This is a genomic window from Ramlibacter sp. AN1133, assembly GCF_037890035.1.
Classification (GTDB): domain Bacteria; phylum Pseudomonadota; class Gammaproteobacteria; order Burkholderiales; family Burkholderiaceae_C; genus Ramlibacter.
Window position 1 is genome coordinate 128,591 of record NZ_JBBKTQ010000005.1, and the last position, 25,285, is coordinate 153,875.

At 58.7% G+C, this 25,285-nt stretch carries 7 protein-coding genes, 6 tRNA genes and 10 rRNA genes; 4 read left to right on the forward strand and 19 right to left on the reverse strand.

The window, feature by feature from the left end:
- Positions 1 to 110: 110 nt before the first annotated feature.
- Positions 111 to 1,871, forward strand: coding sequence for an adenylate/guanylate cyclase domain-containing protein (locus WG923_RS08585; protein ID WP_340350539.1), 1,761 nt, complete (start codon positions 111 to 113; stop codon positions 1,869 to 1,871).
- A 4-nt stretch (positions 1,872 to 1,875) separates the two neighbouring features.
- On the opposite strand, the gene WG923_RS08590 is transcribed toward WG923_RS08585, so the two are convergent.
- From WG923_RS08590 to WG923_RS08600, 3 genes are all read right to left on the reverse strand, one after another.
- The gene (locus tag WG923_RS08590; RefSeq protein ID WP_340350540.1) at positions 1,876 to 2,535 is read right to left on the reverse strand and encodes a Crp/Fnr family transcriptional regulator; all 660 of its coding nucleotides are present in this window, start codon (positions 2,533 to 2,535) and stop codon (positions 1,876 to 1,878) included.
- A 65-nt stretch (positions 2,536 to 2,600) separates the two neighbouring features.
- Positions 2,601 to 3,245, reverse strand: a complete 645-nt coding sequence (locus WG923_RS08595) for a helix-turn-helix transcriptional regulator (protein ID WP_340350541.1) — start codon at positions 3,243 to 3,245, stop codon at positions 2,601 to 2,603.
- Positions 3,246 to 3,330: 85 nt separating this feature from the next.
- Positions 3,331 to 4,296, reverse strand: coding sequence for an esterase/lipase family protein (locus WG923_RS08600; protein ID WP_340350542.1), 966 nt, complete (start codon positions 4,294 to 4,296; stop codon positions 3,331 to 3,333).
- A 68-nt stretch (positions 4,297 to 4,364) separates the two neighbouring features.
- Between WG923_RS08600 and WG923_RS08605 the strand changes: the two genes are divergently transcribed.
- From WG923_RS08605 to WG923_RS08615, 3 genes are read left to right on the forward strand one after another with little or no spacing between them, the layout of a single operon-like run.
- Entirely contained in the window at positions 4,365 to 5,099 is a 735-nt protein-coding gene (locus WG923_RS08605) for an FFLEELY motif protein (RefSeq protein WP_340350543.1), read from the forward strand.
- Between the two features lie 48 nt (positions 5,100 to 5,147).
- Positions 5,148 to 6,836 carry an AMP-binding protein gene (locus tag WG923_RS08610; protein ID WP_340350544.1) on the forward strand — a complete coding sequence of 563 codons (1,689 nt, stop codon included), beginning with the start codon at positions 5,148 to 5,150 and terminating at the stop codon, positions 6,834 to 6,836.
- Positions 6,837 to 6,845: 9 nt separating this feature from the next.
- A complete protein-coding gene (locus WG923_RS08615) occupies positions 6,846 to 7,772 on the forward strand; it encodes an MBL fold metallo-hydrolase (RefSeq protein WP_340350545.1) in 927 nt (308 codons plus the stop codon).
- Positions 7,773 to 7,830: 58 nt separating this feature from the next.
- On the opposite strand, the gene rrf (WG923_RS08620) is transcribed toward WG923_RS08615, so the two are convergent.
- From rrf (WG923_RS08620) to rrf (WG923_RS08695), 16 genes are all read right to left on the reverse strand, one after another.
- Positions 7,831 to 7,943 (reverse strand): 5S ribosomal RNA (gene rrf / locus WG923_RS08620).
- 159 nt (positions 7,944 to 8,102) lie between these two features.
- A 23S ribosomal RNA gene (locus tag WG923_RS08625) occupies positions 8,103 to 10,985 on the reverse strand.
- A 323-nt stretch (positions 10,986 to 11,308) separates the two neighbouring features.
- Positions 11,309 to 11,384, reverse strand: a tRNA-Ala gene (locus tag WG923_RS08630).
- Between the two features lie 47 nt (positions 11,385 to 11,431).
- A tRNA-Ile gene (locus WG923_RS08635) sits at positions 11,432 to 11,508 on the reverse strand.
- Positions 11,509 to 11,622: 114 nt separating this feature from the next.
- Positions 11,623 to 13,159: ribosomal RNA gene (locus tag WG923_RS08640) — 16S ribosomal RNA — on the reverse strand.
- Between the two features lie 412 nt (positions 13,160 to 13,571).
- A 5S ribosomal RNA gene (rrf, locus tag WG923_RS08645) occupies positions 13,572 to 13,684 on the reverse strand.
- A gap of 159 nt (positions 13,685 to 13,843) precedes the next feature.
- Positions 13,844 to 16,726, reverse strand: a 23S ribosomal RNA gene (locus tag WG923_RS08650).
- 323 nt (positions 16,727 to 17,049) lie between these two features.
- A tRNA-Ala gene (locus WG923_RS08655) sits at positions 17,050 to 17,125 on the reverse strand.
- Between the two features lie 47 nt (positions 17,126 to 17,172).
- Positions 17,173 to 17,249: transfer RNA gene (locus WG923_RS08660), tRNA-Ile, on the reverse strand.
- 114 nt (positions 17,250 to 17,363) lie between these two features.
- Positions 17,364 to 18,900, reverse strand: a 16S ribosomal RNA gene (locus tag WG923_RS08665).
- 412 nt (positions 18,901 to 19,312) lie between these two features.
- A 5S ribosomal RNA gene (gene rrf / locus WG923_RS08670) occupies positions 19,313 to 19,425 on the reverse strand.
- A 159-nt stretch (positions 19,426 to 19,584) separates the two neighbouring features.
- Positions 19,585 to 22,467 (reverse strand): 23S ribosomal RNA (locus WG923_RS08675).
- Positions 22,468 to 22,790: 323 nt separating this feature from the next.
- Positions 22,791 to 22,866, reverse strand: a tRNA-Ala gene (locus WG923_RS08680).
- Between the two features lie 47 nt (positions 22,867 to 22,913).
- A tRNA-Ile gene (locus WG923_RS08685) sits at positions 22,914 to 22,990 on the reverse strand.
- A 114-nt stretch (positions 22,991 to 23,104) separates the two neighbouring features.
- Positions 23,105 to 24,641: ribosomal RNA gene (locus WG923_RS08690) — 16S ribosomal RNA — on the reverse strand.
- A gap of 412 nt (positions 24,642 to 25,053) precedes the next feature.
- Positions 25,054 to 25,166 (reverse strand): 5S ribosomal RNA (gene rrf, locus WG923_RS08695).
- The 16S, 23S and 5S rRNA genes sit together here with 6 tRNA genes alongside, the layout of an rRNA operon.
- Positions 25,167 to 25,285: the final 119 nt, after the last annotated feature.

Below are 25,285 nucleotides of genomic sequence, written 5' to 3' on the forward strand. Positions count from 1 at the left end.
AATGCACGCCGCACCCCCTCCCAACGGGTGAGCTGGTGCGCACTCGCATGAACAACGTGATACAAAAACCAGCAAGCCGTTCTCGTTCGCCCTTGCGAATGCTGGCTTCCATGCACGACGCGCCACGCTTCATACGCACGACCAAGGTCATTGCCGTGGCGGACGTGGTCGAGTCGGTGCGGCTCATGGAGCAGGACGAGCAGGAGTTCATCCGGCGCTGGCAGAGCTTCGTGGGCTTCGTGCAGCAGCGGGTCGCGCAAGACAGCGGCCGGATCCACAAGAGCCTCGGCGACGGGCTGATGCTGGAGTTCTCCGATGCACACGGCTGCATTCGCGCGGCGCTGGCCATGCGCGCCTGGCTCGCCGAGACCAACGAACGGCTGCCTCCGGAAGACCAGGTGCAGCTGCGCATCGGCGCGCACGTGGCGGAGTTCGTGGCCGACGAGTACGACATCTACGGCACCGACGTGAACCTCGCCGCGCGCATCGCCTCGCTGGCCGGGCCGGGCGAGATCGTCATCTCCGCGGCCCTGCGCGAGCACCTGGGGGCGCAAGCCGGCCTGGTGCTGCAGGACCTGGGAACCTGCCACCTGAAGCACGTGAAGGAGCCGGTGCATGCCTTCCGGATCGGCGAGGCAGGCCACGCCCCCGTGGTGCCGGTGCGGCGGCTGGCGACGCATTCTCTGCGGCCGACGATCGCCGTGCTCCCCTTCGGGCTGGAGACGCCGACGGACGGGCTCACGGGCGAGGCCCTCGCGGACGACATCGTGGCTGCGCTCGCGGCAAGCGAATACCTGCAGGTCGTCTCGCGGCTGTCCACCGCGCCTTTCGGTGCCGAGAAGACCGGGCTCGACGAGGTGCGGCGGGCCGTGGGGGCGCATTTCGTCCTGGCGGGCCGCGCGCGCGGCGGCGCTGCCAACCTGTCCCTCTATGTCGAACTGGCCGATGCAGCCAGCGGTCACGTGGCCTGGGCGCAGACCTTCCAGGGGCCGCTGCGCGACGCCGAATTCAGCGAAGGCAGGCTGATGCGGCAGGTGGTGGCCGCGGTCCATGCGGCGGTGCTGGCCCATGAGCTCGATCGCTCGCGCTACCAGGCGCTGCAGGCGCTCGAAGGCCACACGCTGCTGCTCGCGTCCATCGGTTTGATGCACCGGCTCGCGGCGGCCGACATGGACCGGGCGCGGACCATGCTGGAACACCTGATCGAGCGCGGCCGGGGCCAGCCCGCACCGCACGCCTGGCTGGCGCACCTGAACGTGCTGCGCCTGCGGCAGCTCGGTGCGGGCCGCCCCGGAATCGACGCCGATGAAGCACTGCGGCACGCCGCGTCCGCCCTGCAATGCGATCCCGGTTCGGCGTGGGCACTCGCCGTGCAGGGGCAGGCCTGGCTGTATGCCGCGCAGGACGCCGATGCGGCGGAGGAATGCTACGCGCAGGCGCTCAGCGAACGCCCCGACGATGCCCTGACGCTGCTCCTGCTGGCGGAACTCCGGGCGCTGCAGGGGCTGGGGCAGCCGGCCCGCGAACTGGCCGAGCGGGCCCTGGCGGGCTTTCCACTGGAGACGATGCGCTACCTGTACGAAGGGGTGGGCGCGCTGGCGGCGCTGGTGGCCGGCGATACGCGCGCTGCGCTGGCGGGCGCCCGCCGCGCGGTGGAACGCAATCCGCACTACCTGCCGGCGCTGCGGACGCTGGTGGTGGCGCAGGTGCTCGAAGGACGGGTGGACGAGGCGCGGCGCACGGCCCGGCGGCTCGCCGCACGCCAGCCCGGATGGGGCGCGCGCCCGTGGTTGCAGCCCCTGCCGGCGTGCAGCGGGGTGGCGGTGCTGTTCGCCGAGGCCTTGCAGCAGGTGAGCGAGCCCGGGCAGTGAGCGCCTACCAGCGCGCGGGCAGCTTCTTCTTCAGCGTGATCCGCTTGATCCCGAGTTCGACGTAGCCGCCCTTTTCCAGGTCCTTGAGCAGGCGGCTGACCATTTCCCGGGACGCGCCGACCCGGCTGGCGATCTGCTGGTGGGTGATCTGCGTGAGCTGGATGGGCCCCGCCTGGCTCGCGGGCCCCTGCTGGCCCTCCAGGGTGTGGATCACCCGGCCGTAGACATCGAGCAGCGCCATCTGGCGCGCGGTCTCGGTGGCGGAGCGGGCCCGCCGGATCACCTGCGATACGAGGGCGAGCGCGAACGCCGGCTCTTCGGCCAGGTGCTGCTGCACCGCGGCGCGCGAGACCAGCGAACACAAGGTGGTCTCCAGCGTCATGACCGACGCCGACCGGGGGCCGCCATCGAGCGACATCTCGCCGAAGTAATCGCCGGCGCGGATCGTGCCGTAGGTGATTTCGCGCCCGTTTTCGTCCGTGGCGTACACCTTGACCTGCCCTTGCAGCACCACGAACAGGGAGTCGCCGGTGTCCCCCTCGTTCAGCACGATGCTGTTCTTGCGGTAGCTGCGCAGGATCCCGCGCGCGGCAAGGCGCCCCAGAGAGGGCTCGAGGCCGGCGATCAGCTTTTCCTGCTCCGTGGCGATGCGCGACACGGTCATGGCGTCCACCCCCTGAGTGAGAAAAAACTCTAGCACGACAGCCGCCGCACCGGCGGCATGCCAGCCTAATGCAGCGGGTCTTGCAGGTACGCCGCGCCCAGCGGGGGCAGGACTGCGACCTGGCCGACGAGCGCTCGCACGCCGTTGGAGTGCGTCTTGGCGCACAGGCTGCGGACGTGGCTGCGCACGGTGGAGACGGCCACATCGAGCTGCGAGGCGATTTCCGGCGCGGAATAGCCCTGGCAGAGGATGGAAAGCACCTGCTCCTCCGCCGGCGTCAGCCCGTGGCTGCGCGCGAAGAAGCACAGCATGAGGGCATCGCACACGGAGGCGCGCGAGAGGAACAGCGCGATCGGCGCGCCGGCGCGCGGGTGCTGGCCGCGCAAGGGAACGACGGCGATGCTCAGGCGCCCGCTGCCGGAACGCAGCGCGATCAGGCTGCGCAGGCCCGTCTCCGCCTTTTCCAGCGCCTGGACGAGCACGCGCGCCTGGCGGGCATCCGTCGTCTGGAGTTGCCCTTCGTGCACGGTGAGCATCTGGCGTCGGGCCAGTTCGTGCCGCGCCGCCTGGTTGGCGTGCAGCAGTTGCCCGGTGGCGGACGAGACCAGCACGCCATGCGCCAGTTCGTCCATGATCAGCGCGAACCCGCTGCTTGCGGCCTCGAGCTCACGCCGGGGCGCCGAGGCGCCCCCGTTGACGGCTTCGTTCATTGTCGATCCCCCTGTGCGCGGAGGATGGGAACATTGGTATTCCTTCCGCGCGGAGGTACAGCTTAGGAATGCGACAACGCTCCTGTTAGCTATTTTCAAGGGCGCGGCGTGTGACGGATTCACCTTGACGCGCGCGATCGATCCGGCCCATGAGTTCCATGCACCCGTCCATCACCTCGCGATGGAAGGCGAGCGCCACGTGCGGCTGGCCGGCGACGAAGCGGTTGTCGGCGTGTTCCATGGCCGCCGTGGCGGCGGGGAACACGATGTTGTCGCAGTTGGAGTACCAGCAGGTGGTAGGCGGCAGCGGATGGCGCGCTTCGTGGCTCGCCAGCTCGCGCACCCAGGGGCTGTCCAGTCGCATCTGGCGACCGTTGGGCATGCGGCTGAAGCGGCCCATCCACGTGCCCCCGTGCGGGCTGCCGATGGTGACGAGGCCCGCGAGCGTCCGCCCGCTGCCATGCGCGCGCCACCAGGCGCGGGCGGCAAGCCCTCCCATGCTGTGGCAGATGACCAGCGGCGGGCGGCCGGTGAGTTGCTCCACGCGCCGCACGGCCTGCTCCACGATCGTGGCGTATGCATCGATCGAAGCGAACACGGGCTCCAGGTTCACGGCGACATAGGGGTGCCCCTGCGCACGGAGCCTTCGCATCCAGGCGTTCCAGAAGCCTCGGTTGCACATGAAGCCGTGCACCAGGACCACGCCGGTGCGGCCGGCGCAGCGCTCGTCGAGATGGTCTTCGACGGCACGCCAGCGCAATGGCTGGCGCCACCAGAACGCGGCGAACAGGTGGCCGCTTTCGGCCAGCCAGGCATGCAGCACCTGCGCCGCGGAGGGCGCCGGCACGCGTGCGTCCGCCCGGTTGACCGCAGCGGACAGCACCGCCTCGATCGCGAGCACGATGGGGCCGAGCAATGCGATGACCGCGACGCCGAAGACCGCCTGCTGCGGGGAAGCAGGCCATCGCCATGCGGCCCACAGCATCGCGGCCGCGACTTGCACGCACACGGACAGCTGCAGCAGGCGCGCGAGGCTCGAGTGGCGCGGCATGCGTCCAGTATCCCACGCAGCGCCGGCGACACCCCGGCCCGCGCCACCTCGCTAGACTCGGCCTTGTCATGAGCACCGCCGAGACCATCCGCCAGGCCGTCGCCGAGGTCGAGGCGATGCGCCGCGAGAGCCGGGACCTGCCGGAGATCGGCGCCGCGGTCACCCGCGTGAAGCGGCTGCAGGCCCGGCGCTTCGAGGGCACCTACGCGGACCTGCTCGCCGATGGCACGTACAGTGCCGCGGCGCGCTTCTTCCTGGAGGAACTTTACAGCGAGCGTGACTACGCCGAGCGCGACGCGCAGTTCGCGCGCATCGCCGGCGCGGTGGAGAAGCTGTTCCCGCACGACGTCGCGGATACCGCCTCCGGGCTCGCGCAGCTGCACGCCTTGACCGAATCGCTCGATCACGCCATGGCGCGCGCGCTCCTTGCCCCCGACAGCGACGAAGCCGCCGCTTATGTGCGCGCGTGGAGGGCGGTGGGCCGCCGCGCCGATCGCCAGCGCCAACTCGAGACCGTGGTGGCGATCGGGGCGGAAATGACGCGCCTGACCCGCCTGCCGGGGTTGCGGCTGATGCTGAAGATGATGCGAGGGCCTGCTTCGGCCGCCGGGCTCGGCTCCCTGCAGCGCTTCCTGGAGTCCGGCTTCGACACCTTCGCGGCGATCGCCCGGCAGCGAGGGGGCGCCGAGCGCTTTCTCGCCATCATCCGCGAGCGCGAGGAACGCCTGATGGGGATGATGTTCGACGCCGAGGCTGTCGCTTGCGGGACCGAGCTGCGGCGCCTCTTGGGACAAGCCCGCTAGCGCCGCGCGGCCGGCTTTGGAGAATCGCCCGCGAAGGAGCTCACCACGATGGATTCCAAGCCCTGGCTGCAAAGCTATCCGCCCGGCGTGCCGCACGACATCGATCCATCCCAGTACGGGTCGCTCACCCAGCTGCTGGAGGAGTCGTTCCGCAAGAACGCGCAGCGGCCGTTTTCCGTGTGCATGGACCGCTGGATGCACTATGCGGCCCTCGACGGACACTCGCGCGCCCTCGGCGCGTGGCTGCAGGCCAGGGGGCTGGAGCCCGGCGCACGGGTCGCGATCATGATGCCGAACCTGCCCCAGTTCGCGGTCGCGATGGCGGCCGTGCTGAGGGCGGGCTACACCTGCGTGAACGTGAACCCGCTCTACACGGCTCGCGAGCTGGAACACCAGCTCAAGGACTCCGGCGCGACGGCGATCGTGATCCTCGAGAACTTCTGCCACACGCTGCAGGAGGTGATCGCGCACACGCCCTTGCGGCACGTCGTGGTCACCGGCATCGGCGACCTCCTGGGCGGCTGGTACGGTCACTGGATCACCTTCGCCGTGCGGCATGTCGCGCGGCTCGTTCCCGCGTTCCGCCTGCCCCTCGCGGAAGGGCGGACGGTAACCCAGCTGCCGCAGGCGTTGCGCGAGGGGGCGCGCCTGAGCCTGCGACCGGTGGCGCAGTCGCTCGATTCGGTCGCGTTCCTGCAATACACGGGCGGGACGACGGGGCTGTCCAAGGGCGCCGTGCTGACGCACCGCAACGTCGTGGCGGCGATCCTGCAGGCGGAGGCCTGGTTCACGCCGGCGCTCGCGCGGGTGGGCGAGACGCATCGCATCAACAGCATCGCGGCGCTGCCGCTGTACCACATCTTCGCTCTCACGCTGCTTCTCCTGGAGATCCGCTGGGGCGCACACCTGACGCTCATTCCGAATCCACGCGACATCGGCAAGTTCGTGGAGGTGCTCAAGAAGCGGCCGTTCCACATCCTTCCCGCGGTGAACACGCTGTTCAACGCCCTGCTGCAGCATCCGCAGTTCCGCTCCATCGACTTCTCGCCGCTGTGCGTGTCGCAGGCCGGCGGCATGGCCGCTTCGGAGGGCACGGCGCGCCAATGGCGGCAGGTGACGGGCTGCGTGATGGTCGAAGGCTGGGGCATGAGCGAGACCTGCGCGATCGGCACCAACAACCCGCTGGACGCGCGCGAGTTCTCCGGGACGATCGGCCTGCCACTGCCGGGGATCGACATCGCCATCAAGGACGATGCGGGGCGCTCGCTGGCCGTCGGCGCGGAAGGCGAGATCTGCATTCGCGGGCCCAACGTCACGCCCGGCTACTACCAGCAGCCGGAGGAGAACGCGAAGGCCTTCACCCGCGACGGCTACCTGCGCACGGGCGACATCGGGATCATGGATGCGCGCGGCTACACGCGCATCGTCGATCGCAAGAAGGACATGATCCTGGTCAGCGGCTTCAACGTGTATCCCAACGAGCTGGAGAACGTGGTTTCCACCTGTCCGGGCGTCGTGGAATGCGCGGCGATCGGCGTGCCCGACGAGAAGCAGGGAGAAGCGATCAAGATCTACGTGGTGAAGAACGATCCGACGCTGACCGAAGAGGAAGTCGCCCACCACTGCCGCGAGAACCTGACCGGCTACAAGCTGCCAAAGTACATCGAGTTTCGCGACGAGCTGCCGAAGACGAACGTGGGCAAGATCCTGCGGCGAGAACTGCGGACGTCGCGCTGAAGGACTGGAATGGGTTCACCCACGGAGCTGTTGCCTCCCGGCATCGTCGTGCTTGAGCGCGGCTGGCTGTCGGCGAACAACATCGTGCTGCGCGGCGCCGATCGCGCGGCGCTGGTCGACAGCGGGTACTGCACGCATTCGGAGCAGACGCTTCAACTGGTTGCCCGCGCCGTGGGCGCTCTGCCTTTGACCGACCTGGCCAATACGCACCTGCACAGCGATCACTGTGGTGGAAACGCGGCCTTGCAGGCGCGCCATCCGGGGCTGAGAACGTGGATTCCCCCGGGCCAGGCAGACGCCGTGCGCGCATGGGACGTCGTTGCGCTGTCGTATCAGCCGACGGGCCAGCAATGTCCGCGGTTTGCATTCGATGCAGTGCTGCGGCCCGGACGAGACGTCGAACTCGGGGATCTGCGTTGGCAAGTGCACTGCGCGCCGGGGCACGATCCGCATTCCGTGATCCTGTTCGAGCCGGGCTCGCGGACGCTGATGTCGGCCGATGCGTTGTGGCAGAACGGTTTCGGCGTGGTGTTCCAGGAACTGGAGGGGGAGGATGCCTTCGATGAGGTGGCCGCCACGCTGGATCTCATCGAGGGCCTCGCTCCACGCGTCGTGATCCCGGGGCATGGAGCGGTGTTCACCGATGTCGCGGATGCGCTCGGACGGGCCCGAAGCCGGCTGGAGGCGTATGTGAAGGATCCGCGGCGCCATGCCGCCCATGCGGCCAAGGTGCTGCTGAAGTACAAGCTGCTGGAGTTGCAGCGAGTCAGCGTGCGCGAGTTCACTTCGTGGGCGCTCGATGCGCCTTATTTCGTGCTGGTCCACGACCGGTGGTTCGCGGATCGGCCATTGCAAGAATGGCTTGCCACACTGATGGCGGAACTGGTGCGCGCCGGTGCTGCGACCTGCGACACAGATTTCATCGCCAACGCGTGATAACCGCGCGCAAAAACAAAAGGCCCGGCATTGCTGCCGGGCCTTCGTCGCTATTACAGCCTGACGATGTCCTACTTTCACACGGGAATCCGCACTATCATCGGCGCAGAGGCGTTTCACTGTCCTGTTCGGGATGGGAAGGAGTGGGACCACCTCGCTATGGTCATCAGGCTTAACTTTTTGCCCTGCTGCTATTGCTAGCAGCAAGACCAATTCATAGAGTCTTGTCAGTTGGTGCATTGCTGCACCGGTATTTGATTGCGTTCAACCCTGGCATAACACCCTGATCGACTCACCGGAGAAATGCCTCCGGCATTGGATCAAAGTTATAGGGTCAAGCCGCACGAGCAATTAGTACTGGTTAGCTTAACGCATTGCTGCGCTTCCACACCCAGCCTATCAACGTCCTGGTCTAGAACGACTCTTCAGGGGGCTCGAGGCCCCGGCAGATCTCATCTTGAAACGAGTTTCCCGCTTAGATGCTTTCAGCGGTTATCTCTTCCGCACTTAGCTACCCTGCAATGCCACTGGCGTGACAACAGGTACACCAGAGGTGCGTCCACTCCGGTCCTCTCGTACTAGGAGCAGGCTTCCTCAAATCTGCAGCGCCCACGGAAGATAGGGACCAAACTGTCTCACGACGTTTTAAACCCAGCTCACGTACCTCTTTAAATGGCGAACAGCCATACCCTTGGGACCGGCTACAGCCCCAGGATGAGATGAGCCGACATCGAGGTGCCAAACACCGCCGTCGATATGAACTCTTGGGCGGTATCAGCCTGTTATCCCCAGAGTACCTTTTATCCGTTGAGCGATGGCCCTTCCATACAGAACCACCGGATCACTATGTCCTGCTTTCGCATCTGCTCGACTTGTCAGTCTCGCAGTTAAGCACGCTTATGCCATTGCACTATCGCCACGATGTCCGACCGTAGCTAGCGTACCTTCGAACTCCTCCGTTACGCTTTGGGAGGAGACCGCCCCAGTCAAACTGCCTACCATGCACTGTCCCCGACCCGGATCACGGGCCTAGGTTAGAACCTCAAACGCACCAGGGTGGTATTTCAACGTTGGCTCCACCAGATCTAGCGACCCGGCTTCAAAGCCTCCCACCTATCCTACACAGATCCGTTCAAAGTCCAATACAAAGCTACAGTAAAGGTTCATGGGGTCTTTCCGTCTTTCCGCGGGGAGATTGCATCATCACAAACATTTCAACTTCGCTGAGTCTCGGGAGGAGACAGTGTGGCCATCGTTACGCCATTCGTGCAGGTCGGAACTTACCCGACAAGGAATTTCGCTACCTTAGGACCGTTATAGTTACGGCCGCCGTTTACTGGGACTTCGATCAAGAGCTTGCACCCCATCACTTAATCTTCCAGCACCGGGCAGGCGTCACACCCTATACGTCCACTTTCGTGTTTGCAGAGTGCTGTGTTTTTATTAAACAGTCGCAGCCACCGATTTTTTGCAACCTCATTGGGCTCCATGCGCGAGGCACTTCACCTACTAAAGGCACACCTTCTTCCGAAGTTACGGTGTCAATTTGCCGAGTTCCTTCTCCCGAGTTCTCTCAAGCGCCTGAGAATACTCATCTCGCGCACCAGTGTCGGTTTGCGGTACGGTCGTTGCAAGCTGAAGCTTAGTGGCTTTTCCTGGAAGCAGGGTATCACTCACTTCGGCGGCAAGCCGCCTCGTTATCACCCCTCATCTTAGCCCGGCGGATTTACCTGCCAGGCACGACTACAGGCTTGAACCGGGACATCCAACACCCGGCTGAGCTAACCTTCTCCGTCCCCACATCGCACTTGCAATCGGTACAGGAATATTGACCTGTTTCCCATCAGCTACGCATCTCTGCCTCGCCTTAGGGGCCGACTCACTCTACGCCGATGAACGTTGCGTAGAAAACCTTGCGCTTACGGCGAGCGGGCTTTTCACCCGCTTTAACGCTACTCATGTCAGCATTCGCACTTCTGATACCTCCAGCAGCCCTCTCGAGCCACCTTCACAGGCTTACAGAACGCTCTCCTACCACGTGCACTTGCGTGCACATCCGCAGCTTCGGTAACTGGCTTAGCCCCGTTACATCTTCCGCGCAGGACGACTCGATCAGTGAGCTATTACGCTTTCTTTAAATGATGGCTGCTTCTAAGCCAACATCCTGACTGTTTTAGCCTTCCCACTTCGTTTCCCACTTAGCCAATTTTAGGGACCTTAGCTGGCGGTCTGGGTTGTTTCCCTCTTGAGTCCGGACGTTAGCACCCGGTGCTCTGTCTCCCGCGCTGTACTCTTCGGTATTCGGAGTTTGCCTTGGTTTGGTAAGTCGCCATGACCCCCTAGCCAAAACAGTGCTCTACCCCCGAAGGTAATACGCGAGGCACTACCTAAATAGTTTTCGGAGAGAACCAGCTATTTCCAAGTTTGTTTAGCCTTTCACCCCTATCCACAGCTCATCCGCTAGTTTTGCAACACTAGTCGGTTCGGACCTCCAGTACCTGTTACGGCACCTTCATCCTGGCCATGGATAGATCACTTGGTTTCGGGTCTACACCCAGCGACTGAAGTTCGCCCTGTTCGGACTCGGTTTCCCTGCGGCTACCCTATTCGGTTAACCTTGCCACTGAATGTAAGTCGCTGACCCATTATACAAAAGGTACGCAGTCACCCTTGCGGGCTCCTACTTTTTGTAAGCATGCGGTTTCAGGATCTATTTCACTCCCCTCCCGGGGTTCTTTTCGCCTTTCCCTCACGGTACTAGTTCACTATCGGTCGATTACGAGTATTTAGCCTTGGAGGATGGTCCCCCCATCTTCAGACAGGATTTCACGTGTCCCGCCCTACTTTTCGCTAGCTCAGTACCACACAGATCTTTTCGCGTACGGGGCCATCACCCTCTTTGGCGCGCCTTTCCAGACGCTTCCGCTAAGTTCTGCGCTATCACTAGCAGGCTGTTGCGATTTCGCTCGCCACTACTTTCGCAATCTCGGTTGATGTCTTTTCCTCGAGCTACTGAGATGTTTCAGTTCACCCGGTTCGCCTCGCATGACTATGTATTCATCATGCGATACCGCTTGCGCGGTGGGTTTCCCCATTCGGAAATCTCCGGATCAAAGCTAATTTGCCAGCTCCCCGAAGCTTATCGCAGGCTATCACGTCCTTCGTCGCCTGTAATCGCCAAGGCATCCACCACATGCTCTTAGTCACTTGACCCTATAACTTTGACCCCTCTCACGAGGATTCATTGTCAATCAAGTACTTCGCGAGGTCTTTCACCTCGCGCGTTATGCCGTTTCTTCATACTTTCGATGTTTGACGTCGAAATTGAAGTCTGGTTGACGCAATCAAAAAATTGTCGTTAGCGGCACGGTCCGCCATGAAGCGGTTTCCGCTAACAACGCTGATTCGACTCTATGAATTGTTAAAGAACAGCCGATCGACTCGCAGCCAATGCCGCGGTCAACAACAAAACAGCCTGGAACTCTTTTTCTATAAAAGCCCAAGCCGCTTTGGTGTTGATTTTCCGATTATGGTGTTGGTGGAGGATGACGGGATCGAACCGACGACCCCCTGCTTGCAAAGCAGGTGCTCTCCCAGCTGAGCTAATCCCCCCCAGTGCCTCGTCTCATGCCTGGTCTTGCCGGGATGCGGGCAGCAGATGGTGGGTCTGGTTGGTCTCGAACCAACGACCCCCGCCTTATCAAGACGGTGCTCTAACCAACTGAGCTACAGACCCGGGGCCGTCGCTCACTGCGAGCACCTGTCTTGGCGAGCACGGCGTCGCTGGCGACATCTTCCAACAACCGATAAGTGTGGACGTTTGAATAGCTGCGAGTTGCAGTTTTTCCAGAAAGGAGGTGATCCAGCCGCACCTTCCGATACGGCTACCTTGTTACGACTTCACCCCAGTCACGAACCCTGCCGTGGTAATCGCCCTCCTTGCGGTTAGGCTAACTACTTCTGGCAGAACCCGCTCCCATGGTGTGACGGGCGGTGTGTACAAGACCCGGGAACGTATTCACCGTGACATGCTGATCCACGATTACTAGCGATTCCGACTTCACGCAGTCGAGTTGCAGACTACGATCCGGACTACGACCGGTTTTATGGGATTGGCTCCCCCTCGCGGGTTGGCAGCCCTTTGTACCGGCCATTGTATGACGTGTGTAGCCCTACCCATAAGGGCCATGAGGACTTGACGTCATCCCCACCTTCCTCCGGTTTGTCACCGGCAGTCTCATTAGAGTGCCCAACTGAATGTAGCAACTAATGACAAGGGTTGCGCTCGTTGCGGGACTTAACCCAACATCTCACGACACGAGCTGACGACAGCCATGCAGCACCTGTGTTCTGGCTCCCTTTCGGGCACTGGCACATCTCTGCACCATTCCAGACATGTCAAGGGTAGGTAAGGTTTTTCGCGTTGCATCGAATTAAACCACATCATCCACCGCTTGTGCGGGTCCCCGTCAATTCCTTTGAGTTTCAACCTTGCGGCCGTACTCCCCAGGCGGTCAACTTCACGCGTTAGCTTCGTTACTGAGTCAGTGAAGACCCAACAACCAGTTGACATCGTTTAGGGCGTGGACTACCAGGGTATCTAATCCTGTTTGCTCCCCACGCTTTCGTGCATGAGCGTCAGTGCAGGCCCAGGGGATTGCCTTCGCCATCGGTGTTCCTCCGCATATCTACGCATTTCACTGCTACACGCGGAATTCCATCCCCCTCTGCCGCACTCCAGCGATGCAGTCACAAATGCAGTTCCCAGGTTAAGCCCGGGGATTTCACACCTGTCTTACATCACCGCCTGCGCACGCTTTACGCCCAGTAATTCCGATTAACGCTCGCACCCTACGTATTACCGCGGCTGCTGGCACGTAGTTAGCCGGTGCTTATTCTTACGGTACCGTCATCAGCCCGAGGTATTAACTCAGACCTTTTCGTTCCGTACAAAAGCAGTTTACAACCCGAGGGCCTTCATCCTGCACGCGGAATGGCTGGATCAGGCTTGCGCCCATTGTCCAAAATTCCCCACTGCTGCCTCCCGTAGGAGTCTGGGCCGTGTCTCAGTCCCAGTGTGGCTGGTCGTCCTCTCAGACCAGCTACAGATCGTCGGCTTGGTAGGCCTTTACCCCACCAACTACCTAATCTGCCATCGGCCGCTCCAATCGCGCGAGGCCCTTGCGAGTCCCCCGCTTTCAACCAGAGTTCGTATGCGGTATTAGCGTAGCTTTCGCTACGTTATCCCCCACGACTGGGCACGTTCCGATGTATTACTCACCCGTTCGCCACTCGCCACCAGGGTTGCCCCCGTGCTGCCGTTCGACTTGCATGTGTAAAGCATTCCGCCAGCGTTCAATCTGAGCCAGGATCAAACTCTACAGTTCGATCTTGAATGTTGCTCAATAGGAATCGAAGTGAACTAACACTTCTTCTCTCTATGAGCGTTTGATTTGTTCCGAAGAACCTGGCAACTCTTTGCCATCAAACGCCCACGCTTATCGGCTGTATGTTGTTAACGATCCCGCAAGAGCCCCGCCTGCTTTGCGCCGCGCTACTCTTGCTCACCCCCGCTGCGATCAGCGAAGCCTTCGATTATGACAGGTTTTGAAGAGACCTGTCAATCTCTGCGGTTTCACTGCAGCGCTGCCCGGCGGCCGCGTTGTCAGCGAAGACTCACATTCTAGCACGCACCTGGGGCGCTCTCATCAATGCTCGCTGCGCCGGCCTGGCGCATCACTTGTTGGGGAGCACTGATGAGAACGCCCCGTCGTTGCCGACGGGGCGCCACGAATTACAGCCTGACGATGTCCTACTTTCACACGGGAATCCGCACTATCATCGGCGCAGAGGCGTTTCACTGTCCTGTTCGGGATGGGAAGGAGTGGGACCACCTCGCTATGGTCATCAGGCTTAACTTTTTGCCCTGCTGCTATTGCTAGCAGCAAGACCAATTCATAGAGTTTTGTCAGTTGGTGCATTGCTGCACCGGTATTTGATTGCGTTCAACCCTGGCATAACACCCTGATCGACTCACCGGAGAAATGCCTCCGGCATTGGATCAAAGTTATAGGGTCAAGCCGCACGAGCAATTAGTACTGGTTAGCTTAACGCATTGCTGCGCTTCCACACCCAGCCTATCAACGTCCTGGTCTAGAACGACTCTTCAGGGGGCTCGAGGCCCCGGCAGATCTCATCTTGAAACGAGTTTCCCGCTTAGATGCTTTCAGCGGTTATCTCTTCCGCACTTAGCTACCCTGCAATGCCACTGGCGTGACAACAGGTACACCAGAGGTGCGTCCACTCCGGTCCTCTCGTACTAGGAGCAGGCTTCCTCAAATCTGCAGCGCCCACGGAAGATAGGGACCAAACTGTCTCACGACGTTTTAAACCCAGCTCACGTACCTCTTTAAATGGCGAACAGCCATACCCTTGGGACCGGCTACAGCCCCAGGATGAGATGAGCCGACATCGAGGTGCCAAACACCGCCGTCGATATGAACTCTTGGGCGGTATCAGCCTGTTATCCCCAGAGTACCTTTTATCCGTTGAGCGATGGCCCTTCCATACAGAACCACCGGATCACTATGTCCTGCTTTCGCATCTGCTCGACTTGTCAGTCTCGCAGTTAAGCACGCTTATGCCATTGCACTATCGCCACGATGTCCGACCGTAGCTAGCGTACCTTCGAACTCCTCCGTTACGCTTTGGGAGGAGACCGCCCCAGTCAAACTGCCTACCATGCACTGTCCCCGACCCGGATCACGGGCCTAGGTTAGAACCTCAAACGCACCAGGGTGGTATTTCAACGTTGGCTCCACCAGATCTAGCGACCCGGCTTCAAAGCCTCCCACCTATCCTACACAGATCCGTTCAAAGTCCAATACAAAGCTACAGTAAAGGTTCATGGGGTCTTTCCGTCTTTCCGCGGGGAGATTGCATCATCACAAACATTTCAACTTCGCTGAGTCTCGGGAGGAGACAGTGTGGCCATCGTTACGCCATTCGTGCAGGTCGGAACTTACCCGACAAGGAATTTCGCTACCTTAGGACCGTTATAGTTACGGCCGCCGTTTACTGGGACTTCGATCAAGAGCTTGCACCCCATCACTTAATCTTCCAGCACCGGGCAGGCGTCACACCCTATACGTCCACTTTCGTGTTTGCAGAGTGCTGTGTTTTTATTAAACAGTCGCAGCCACCGATTTTTTGCAACCTCATTGGGCTCCATGCGCGAGGCACTTCACCTACTAAAGGCACACCTTCTTCCGAAGTTACGGTGTCAATTTGCCGAGTTCCTTCTCCCGAGTTCTCTCAAGCGCCTGAGAATACTCATCTCGCGCACCAGTGTCGGTTTGCGGTACGGTCGTTGCAAGCTGAAGCTTAGTGGCTTTTCCTGGAAGCAGGGTATCACTCACTTCGGCGGCAAGCCGCCTCGTTATCACCCCTCATCTTAGCCCGGCGGATTTACCTGCCAGGCACGACTACAGGCTTGAACCGGGACATCCAACACCCGGCTGAGCTAACCTTCTCCGTCCCCACATCGCACTTGCAATCGGTACAGGAATATTGACCTGTTTCCCATCAGCTACGCATCTCTGCCTCGCCTTAGGGGCCGACTCACTCTACGCCGATGAACGTTGCGTAGAAAACCTTGCGCTTACGGCGAGCGGGCTTTTCACCCGCTTTAACGCTACTCATGTCAGCATTCGCACTTCTGATACCTCCAGCAGCCCTCTCGAGCCACCTTCACAGGCTTACAGAACGCTCTCCTACCACGTGCACTTGCGTGCACATCCGCAGCTTCGGTAACTGGCTTAGCCCCGTTACATCTTCCGCGCAGGACGACTCGATCAGTGAGCTATTACGCTTTCTTTAAATGATGGCTGCTTCTAAGCCAACATCCTGACTGTTTTAGCCTTCCCACTTCGTTTCCCACTTAGCCAATTTTAGGGACCTTAGCTGGCGGTCTGGGTTGTTTCCCTCTTGAGTCCGGACGTTAGCACCCGGTGCTCTGTCTCCCGCGCTGTACTCTTCGGTATTCGGAGTTTGCCTTGGTTTGGTAAGTCGCCATGACCCCCTAGCCAAAACAGTGCTCTACCCCCGAAGGTAATACGCGAGGCACTACCTAAATAGTTTTCGGAGAGAACCAGCTATTTCCAAGTTTGTTTAGCCTTTCACCCCTATCCACAGCTCATCCGCTAGTTTTGCAACACTAGTCGGTTCGGACCTCCAGTACCTGTTACGGCACCTTCATCCTGGCCATGGATAGATCACTTGGTTTCGGGTCTACACCCAGCGACTGAAGTTCGCCCTGTTCGGACTCGGTTTCCCTGCGGCTACCCTATTCGGTTAACCTTGCCACTGAATGTAAGTCGCTGACCCATTATACAAAAGGTACGCAGTCACCCTTGCGGGCTCCTACTTTTTGTAAGCATGCGGTTTCAGGATCTATTTCACTCCCCTCCCGGGGTTCTTTTCGCCTTTCCCTCACGGTACTAGTTCACTATCGGTCGATTACGAGTATTTAGCCTTGGAGGATGGTCCCCCCATCTTCAGACAGGATTTCACGTGTCCCGCCCTACTTTTCGCTAGCTCAGTACCACACAGATCTTTTCGCGTACGGGGCCATCACCCTCTTTGGCGCGCCTTTCCAGACGCTTCCGCTAAGTTCTGCGCTATCACTAGCAGGCTGTTGCGATTTCGCTCGCCACTACTTTCGCAATCTCGGTTGATGTCTTTTCCTCGAGCTACTGAGATGTTTCAGTTCACCCGGTTCGCCTCGCATGACTATGTATTCATCATGCGATACCGCTTGCGCGGTGGGTTTCCCCATTCGGAAATCTCCGGATCAAAGCTAATTTGCCAGCTCCCCGAAGCTTATCGCAGGCTATCACGTCCTTCGTCGCCTGTAATCGCCAAGGCATCCACCACATGCTCTTAGTCACTTGACCCTATAACTTTGACCCCTCTCACGAGGATTCATTGTCAATCAAGTACTTCGCGAGGTCTTTCACCTCGCGCGTTATGCCGTTTCTTCATACTTTCGATGTTTGACGTCGAAATTGAAGTCTGGTTGACGCAATCAAAAAATTGTCGTTAGCGGCACGGTCCGCCATGAAGCGGTTTCCGCTAACAACGCTGATTCGACTCTATGAATTGTTAAAGAACAGCCGATCGACTCGCAGCCAATGCCGCGGTCAACAACAAAACAGCCTGGAACTCTTTTTCTATAAAAGCCCAAGCCGCTTTGGTGTTGATTTTCCGATTATGGTGTTGGTGGAGGATGACGGGATCGAACCGACGACCCCCTGCTTGCAAAGCAGGTGCTCTCCCAGCTGAGCTAATCCCCCCCAGTGCCTCGTCTCATGCCTGGTCTTGCCGGGATGCGGGCAGCAGATGGTGGGTCTGGTTGGTCTCGAACCAACGACCCCCGCCTTATCAAGACGGTGCTCTAACCAACTGAGCTACAGACCCGGGGCCGTCGCTCACTGCGAGCACCTGTCTTGGCGAGCACGGCGTCGCTGGCGACATCTTCCAACAACCGATAAGTGTGGACGTTTGAATAGCTGCGAGTTGCAGTTTTTCCAGAAAGGAGGTGATCCAGCCGCACCTTCCGATACGGCTACCTTGTTACGACTTCACCCCAGTCACGAACCCTGCCGTGGTAATCGCCCTCCTTGCGGTTAGGCTAACTACTTCTGGCAGAACCCGCTCCCATGGTGTGACGGGCGGTGTGTACAAGACCCGGGAACGTATTCACCGTGACATGCTGATCCACGATTACTAGCGATTCCGACTTCACGCAGTCGAGTTGCAGACTACGATCCGGACTACGACCGGTTTTATGGGATTGGCTCCCCCTCGCGGGTTGGCAGCCCTTTGTACCGGCCATTGTATGACGTGTGTAGCCCTACCCATAAGGGCCATGAGGACTTGACGTCATCCCCACCTTCCTCCGGTTTGTCACCGGCAGTCTCATTAGAGTGCCCAACTGAATGTAGCAACTAATGACAAGGGTTGCGCTCGTTGCGGGACTTAACCCAACATCTCACGACACGAGCTGACGACAGCCATGCAGCACCTGTGTTCTGGCTCCCTTTCGGGCACTGGCACATCTCTGCACCATTCCAGACATGTCAAGGGTAGGTAAGGTTTTTCGCGTTGCATCGAATTAAACCACATCATCCACCGCTTGTGCGGGTCCCCGTCAATTCCTTTGAGTTTCAACCTTGCGGCCGTACTCCCCAGGCGGTCAACTTCACGCGTTAGCTTCGTTACTGAGTCAGTGAAGACCCAACAACCAGTTGACATCGTTTAGGGCGTGGACTACCAGGGTATCTAATCCTGTTTGCTCCCCACGCTTTCGTGCATGAGCGTCAGTGCAGGCCCAGGGGATTGCCTTCGCCATCGGTGTTCCTCCGCATATCTACGCATTTCACTGCTACACGCGGAATTCCATCCCCCTCTGCCGCACTCCAGCGATGCAGTCACAAATGCAGTTCCCAGGTTAAGCCCGGGGATTTCACACCTGTCTTACATCACCGCCTGCGCACGCTTTACGCCCAGTAATTCCGATTAACGCTCGCACCCTACGTATTACCGCGGCTGCTGGCACGTAGTTAGCCGGTGCTTATTCTTACGGTACCGTCATCAGCCCGAGGTATTAACTCAGACCTTTTCGTTCCGTACAAAAGCAGTTTACAACCCGAGGGCCTTCATCCTGCACGCGGAATGGCTGGATCAGGCTTGCGCCCATTGTCCAAAATTCCCCACTGCTGCCTCCCGTAGGAGTCTGGGCCGTGTCTCAGTCCCAGTGTGGCTGGTCGTCCTCTCAGACCAGCTACAGATCGTCGGCTTGGTAGGCCTTTACCCCACCAACTACCTAATCTGCCATCGGCCGCTCCAATCGCGCGAGGCCCTTGCGAGTCCCCCGCTTTCAACCAGAGTTCGTATGCGGTATTAGCGTAGCTTTCGCTACGTTATCCCCCACGACTGGGCACGTTCCGATGTATTACTCACCCGTTCGCCACTCGCCACCAGGGTTGCCCCCGTGCTGCCGTTCGACTTGCATGTGTAAAGCATTCCGCCAGCGTTCAATCTGAGCCAGGATCAAACTCTACAGTTCGATCTTGAATGTTGCTCAATAGGAATCGAAGTGAACTAACACTTCTTCTCTCTATGAGCGTTTGATTTGTTCCGAAGAACCTGGCAACTCTTTGCCATCAAACGCCCACGCTTATCGGCTGTATGTTGTTAACGATCCCGCAAGAGCCCCGCCTGCTTTGCGCCGCGCTACTCTTGCTCACCCCCGCTGCGATCAGCGAAGCCTTCGATTATGACAGGTTTTGAAGAGACCTGTCAATCTCTGCGGTTTCACTGCAGCGCTGCCCGGCGGCCGCGTTGTCAGCGAAGACTCACATTCTAGCACGCACCTGGGGCGCTCTCATCAATGCTCGCTGCGCCGGCCTGGCGCATCACTTGTTGGGGAGCACTGATGAGAACGCCCCGTCGTTGCCGACGGGGCGCCACGAATTACAGCCTGACGATGTCCTACTTTCACACGGGAATCCGCACTATCATCGGCGCAGAGGCGTTTCACTGTCCTGTTCGGGATGGGAAGGAGTGGGACCACCTCGCTATGGTCATCAGGCTTAACTTTTTGCCCTGCTGCTATTGCTAGCAGCAAGACCAATTCATAGAGTTTTGTCAGTTGGTGCATTGCTGCACCGGTATTTGATTGCGTTCAACCCTGGCATAACACCCTGATCGACTCACCGGAGAAATGCCTCCGGCATTGGATCAAAGTTATAGGGTCAAGCCGCACGAGCAATTAGTACTGGTTAGCTTAACGCATTGCTGCGCTTCCACACCCAGCCTATCAACGTCCTGGTCTAGAACGACTCTTCAGGGGGCTCGAGGCCCCGGCAGATCTCATCTTGAAACGAGTTTCCCGCTTAGATGCTTTCAGCGGTTATCTCTTCCGCACTTAGCTACCCTGCAATGCCACTGGCGTGACAACAGGTACACCAGAGGTGCGTCCACTCCGGTCCTCTCGTACTAGGAGCAGGCTTCCTCAAATCTGCAGCGCCCACGGAAGATAGGGACCAAACTGTCTCACGACGTTTTAAACCCAGCTCACGTACCTCTTTAAATGGCGAACAGCCATACCCTTGGGACCGGCTACAGCCCCAGGATGAGATGAGCCGACATCGAGGTGCCAAACACCGCCGTCGATATGAACTCTTGGGCGGTATCAGCCTGTTATCCCCAGAGTACCTTTTATCCGTTGAGCGATGGCCCTTCCATACAGAACCACCGGATCACTATGTCCTGCTTTCGCATCTGCTCGACTTGTCAGTCTCGCAGTTAAGCACGCTTATGCCATTGCACTATCGCCACGATGTCCGACCGTAGCTAGCGTACCTTCGAACTCCTCCGTTACGCTTTGGGAGGAGACCGCCCCAGTCAAACTGCCTACCATGCACTGTCCCCGACCCGGATCACGGGCCTAGGTTAGAACCTCAAACGCACCAGGGTGGTATTTCAACGTTGGCTCCACCAGATCTAGCGACCCGGCTTCAAAGCCTCCCACCTATCCTACACAGATCCGTTCAAAGTCCAATACAAAGCTACAGTAAAGGTTCATGGGGTCTTTCCGTCTTTCCGCGGGGAGATTGCATCATCACAAACATTTCAACTTCGCTGAGTCTCGGGAGGAGACAGTGTGGCCATCGTTACGCCATTCGTGCAGGTCGGAACTTACCCGACAAGGAATTTCGCTACCTTAGGACCGTTATAGTTACGGCCGCCGTTTACTGGGACTTCGATCAAGAGCTTGCACCCCATCACTTAATCTTCCAGCACCGGGCAGGCGTCACACCCTATACGTCCACTTTCGTGTTTGCAGAGTGCTGTGTTTTTATTAAACAGTCGCAGCCACCGATTTTTTGCAACCTCATTGGGCTCCATGCGCGAGGCACTTCACCTACTAAAGGCACACCTTCTTCCGAAGTTACGGTGTCAATTTGCCGAGTTCCTTCTCCCGAGTTCTCTCAAGCGCCTGAGAATACTCATCTCGCGCACCAGTGTCGGTTTGCGGTACGGTCGTTGCAAGCTGAAGCTTAGTGGCTTTTCCTGGAAGCAGGGTATCACTCACTTCGGCGGCAAGCCGCCTCGTTATCACCCCTCATCTTAGCCCGGCGGATTTACCTGCCAGGCACGACTACAGGCTTGAACCGGGACATCCAACACCCGGCTGAGCTAACCTTCTCCGTCCCCACATCGCACTTGCAATCGGTACAGGAATATTGACCTGTTTCCCATCAGCTACGCATCTCTGCCTCGCCTTAGGGGCCGACTCACTCTACGCCGATGAACGTTGCGTAGAAAACCTTGCGCTTACGGCGAGCGGGCTTTTCACCCGCTTTAACGCTACTCATGTCAGCATTCGCACTTCTGATACCTCCAGCAGCCCTCTCGAGCCACCTTCACAGGCTTACAGAACGCTCTCCTACCACGTGCACTTGCGTGCACATCCGCAGCTTCGGTAACTGGCTTAGCCCCGTTACATCTTCCGCGCAGGACGACTCGATCAGTGAGCTATTACGCTTTCTTTAAATGATGGCTGCTTCTAAGCCAACATCCTGACTGTTTTAGCCTTCCCACTTCGTTTCCCACTTAGCCAATTTTAGGGACCTTAGCTGGCGGTCTGGGTTGTTTCCCTCTTGAGTCCGGACGTTAGCACCCGGTGCTCTGTCTCCCGCGCTGTACTCTTCGGTATTCGGAGTTTGCCTTGGTTTGGTAAGTCGCCATGACCCCCTAGCCAAAACAGTGCTCTACCCCCGAAGGTAATACGCGAGGCACTACCTAAATAGTTTTCGGAGAGAACCAGCTATTTCCAAGTTTGTTTAGCCTTTCACCCCTATCCACAGCTCATCCGCTAGTTTTGCAACACTAGTCGGTTCGGACCTCCAGTACCTGTTACGGCACCTTCATCCTGGCCATGGATAGATCACTTGGTTTCGGGTCTACACCCAGCGACTGAAGTTCGCCCTGTTCGGACTCGGTTTCCCTGCGGCTACCCTATTCGGTTAACCTTGCCACTGAATGTAAGTCGCTGACCCATTATACAAAAGGTACGCAGTCACCCTTGCGGGCTCCTACTTTTTGTAAGCATGCGGTTTCAGGATCTATTTCACTCCCCTCCCGGGGTTCTTTTCGCCTTTCCCTCACGGTACTAGTTCACTATCGGTCGATTACGAGTATTTAGCCTTGGAGGATGGTCCCCCCATCTTCAGACAGGATTTCACGTGTCCCGCCCTACTTTTCGCTAGCTCAGTACCACACAGATCTTTTCGCGTACGGGGCCATCACCCTCTTTGGCGCGCCTTTCCAGACGCTTCCGCTAAGTTCTGCGCTATCACTAGCAGGCTGTTGCGATTTCGCTCGCCACTACTTTCGCAATCTCGGTTGATGTCTTTTCCTCGAGCTACTGAGATGTTTCAGTTCACCCGGTTCGCCTCGCATGACTATGTATTCATCATGCGATACCGCTTGCGCGGTGGGTTTCCCCATTCGGAAATCTCCGGATCAAAGCTAATTTGCCAGCTCCCCGAAGCTTATCGCAGGCTATCACGTCCTTCGTCGCCTGTAATCGCCAAGGCATCCACCACATGCTCTTAGTCACTTGACCCTATAACTTTGACCCCTCTCACGAGGATTCATTGTCAATCAAGTACTTCGCGAGGTCTTTCACCTCGCGCGTTATGCCGTTTCTTCATACTTTCGATGTTTGACGTCGAAATTGAAGTCTGGTTGACGCAATCAAAAAATTGTCGTTAGCGGCACGGTCCGCCATGAAGCGGTTTCCGCTAACAACGCTGATTCGACTCTATGAATTGTTAAAGAACAGCCGATCGACTCGCAGCCAATGCCGCGGTCAACAACAAAACAGCCTGGAACTCTTTTTCTATAAAAGCCCAAGCCGCTTTGGTGTTGATTTTCCGATTATGGTGTTGGTGGAGGATGACGGGATCGAACCGACGACCCCCTGCTTGCAAAGCAGGTGCTCTCCCAGCTGAGCTAATCCCCCCCAGTGCCTCGTCTCATGCCTGGTCTTGCCGGGATGCGGGCAGCAGATGGTGGGTCTGGTTGGTCTCGAACCAACGACCCCCGCCTTATCAAGACGGTGCTCTAACCAACTGAGCTACAGACCCGGGGCCGTCGCTCACTGCGAGCACCTGTCTTGGCGAGCACGGCGTCGCTGGCGACATCTTCCAACAACCGATAAGTGTGGACGTTTGAATAGCTGCGAGTTGCAGTTTTTCCAGAAAGGAGGTGATCCAGCCGCACCTTCCGATACGGCTACCTTGTTACGACTTCACCCCAGTCACGAACCCTGCCGTGGTAATCGCCCTCCTTGCGGTTAGGCTAACTACTTCTGGCAGAACCCGCTCCCATGGTGTGACGGGCGGTGTGTACAAGACCCGGGAACGTATTCACCGTGACATGCTGATCCACGATTACTAGCGATTCCGACTTCACGCAGTCGAGTTGCAGACTACGATCCGGACTACGACCGGTTTTATGGGATTGGCTCCCCCTCGCGGGTTGGCAGCCCTTTGTACCGGCCATTGTATGACGTGTGTAGCCCTACCCATAAGGGCCATGAGGACTTGACGTCATCCCCACCTTCCTCCGGTTTGTCACCGGCAGTCTCATTAGAGTGCCCAACTGAATGTAGCAACTAATGACAAGGGTTGCGCTCGTTGCGGGACTTAACCCAACATCTCACGACACGAGCTGACGACAGCCATGCAGCACCTGTGTTCTGGCTCCCTTTCGGGCACTGGCACATCTCTGCACCATTCCAGACATGTCAAGGGTAGGTAAGGTTTTTCGCGTTGCATCGAATTAAACCACATCATCCACCGCTTGTGCGGGTCCCCGTCAATTCCTTTGAGTTTCAACCTTGCGGCCGTACTCCCCAGGCGGTCAACTTCACGCGTTAGCTTCGTTACTGAGTCAGTGAAGACCCAACAACCAGTTGACATCGTTTAGGGCGTGGACTACCAGGGTATCTAATCCTGTTTGCTCCCCACGCTTTCGTGCATGAGCGTCAGTGCAGGCCCAGGGGATTGCCTTCGCCATCGGTGTTCCTCCGCATATCTACGCATTTCACTGCTACACGCGGAATTCCATCCCCCTCTGCCGCACTCCAGCGATGCAGTCACAAATGCAGTTCCCAGGTTAAGCCCGGGGATTTCACACCTGTCTTACATCACCGCCTGCGCACGCTTTACGCCCAGTAATTCCGATTAACGCTCGCACCCTACGTATTACCGCGGCTGCTGGCACGTAGTTAGCCGGTGCTTATTCTTACGGTACCGTCATCAGCCCGAGGTATTAACTCAGACCTTTTCGTTCCGTACAAAAGCAGTTTACAACCCGAGGGCCTTCATCCTGCACGCGGAATGGCTGGATCAGGCTTGCGCCCATTGTCCAAAATTCCCCACTGCTGCCTCCCGTAGGAGTCTGGGCCGTGTCTCAGTCCCAGTGTGGCTGGTCGTCCTCTCAGACCAGCTACAGATCGTCGGCTTGGTAGGCCTTTACCCCACCAACTACCTAATCTGCCATCGGCCGCTCCAATCGCGCGAGGCCCTTGCGAGTCCCCCGCTTTCAACCAGAGTTCGTATGCGGTATTAGCGTAGCTTTCGCTACGTTATCCCCCACGACTGGGCACGTTCCGATGTATTACTCACCCGTTCGCCACTCGCCACCAGGGTTGCCCCCGTGCTGCCGTTCGACTTGCATGTGTAAAGCATTCCGCCAGCGTTCAATCTGAGCCAGGATCAAACTCTACAGTTCGATCTTGAATGTTGCTCAATAGGAATCGAAGTGAACTAACACTTCTTCTCTCTATGAGCGTTTGATTTGTTCCGAAGAACCTGGCAACTCTTTGCCATCAAACGCCCACGCTTATCGGCTGTATGTTGTTAACGATCCCGCAAGAGCCCCGCCTGCTTTGCGCCGCGCTACTCTTGCTCACCCCCGCTGCGATCAGCGAAGCCTTCGATTATGACAGGTTTTGAAGAGACCTGTCAATCTCTGCGGTTTCACTGCAGCGCTGCCCGGCGGCCGCGTTGTCAGCGAAGACTCACATTCTAGCACGCACCTGGGGCGCTCTCATCAATGCTCGCTGCGCCGGCCTGGCGCATCACTTGTTGGGGAGCACTGATGAGAACGCCCCGTCGTTGCCGACGGGGCGCCACGAATTACAGCCTGACGATGTCCTACTTTCACACGGGAATCCGCACTATCATCGGCGCAGAGGCGTTTCACTGTCCTGTTCGGGATGGGAAGGAGTGGGACCACCTCGCTATGGTCATCAGGCTTAACTTTTTGCCCTGCTGCTATTGCTAGCAGCAAGACCAATTCATAGAGTTTTGTCAGTTGGTGCATTGCTGCACCGGTATTTGATTGCGTTCAACCCTGGCATAACACCCTGATCG

Coding starts and splice junctions, on each gene's coding strand:
- WG923_RS08585 (WP_340350539.1), top strand. CDS start 111: ATGCACGACGCGCCACGCTTCATACGCACGACCAAGGTCATTGCCGTG.
- WG923_RS08590 (WP_340350540.1), bottom strand. CDS start 2,535: ATGACCGTGTCGCGCATCGCCACGGAGCAGGAAAAGCTGATCGCCGGC.
- WG923_RS08595 (WP_340350541.1), bottom strand. CDS start 3,245: ATGAACGAAGCCGTCAACGGGGGCGCCTCGGCGCCCCGGCGTGAGCTC.
- WG923_RS08600 (WP_340350542.1), bottom strand. CDS start 4,296: ATGCCGCGCCACTCGAGCCTCGCGCGCCTGCTGCAGCTGTCCGTGTGC.
- WG923_RS08605 (WP_340350543.1), top strand. CDS start 4,365: ATGAGCACCGCCGAGACCATCCGCCAGGCCGTCGCCGAGGTCGAGGCG.
- WG923_RS08610 (WP_340350544.1), top strand. CDS start 5,148: ATGGATTCCAAGCCCTGGCTGCAAAGCTATCCGCCCGGCGTGCCGCAC.
- WG923_RS08615 (WP_340350545.1), top strand. CDS start 6,846: ATGGGTTCACCCACGGAGCTGTTGCCTCCCGGCATCGTCGTGCTTGAG.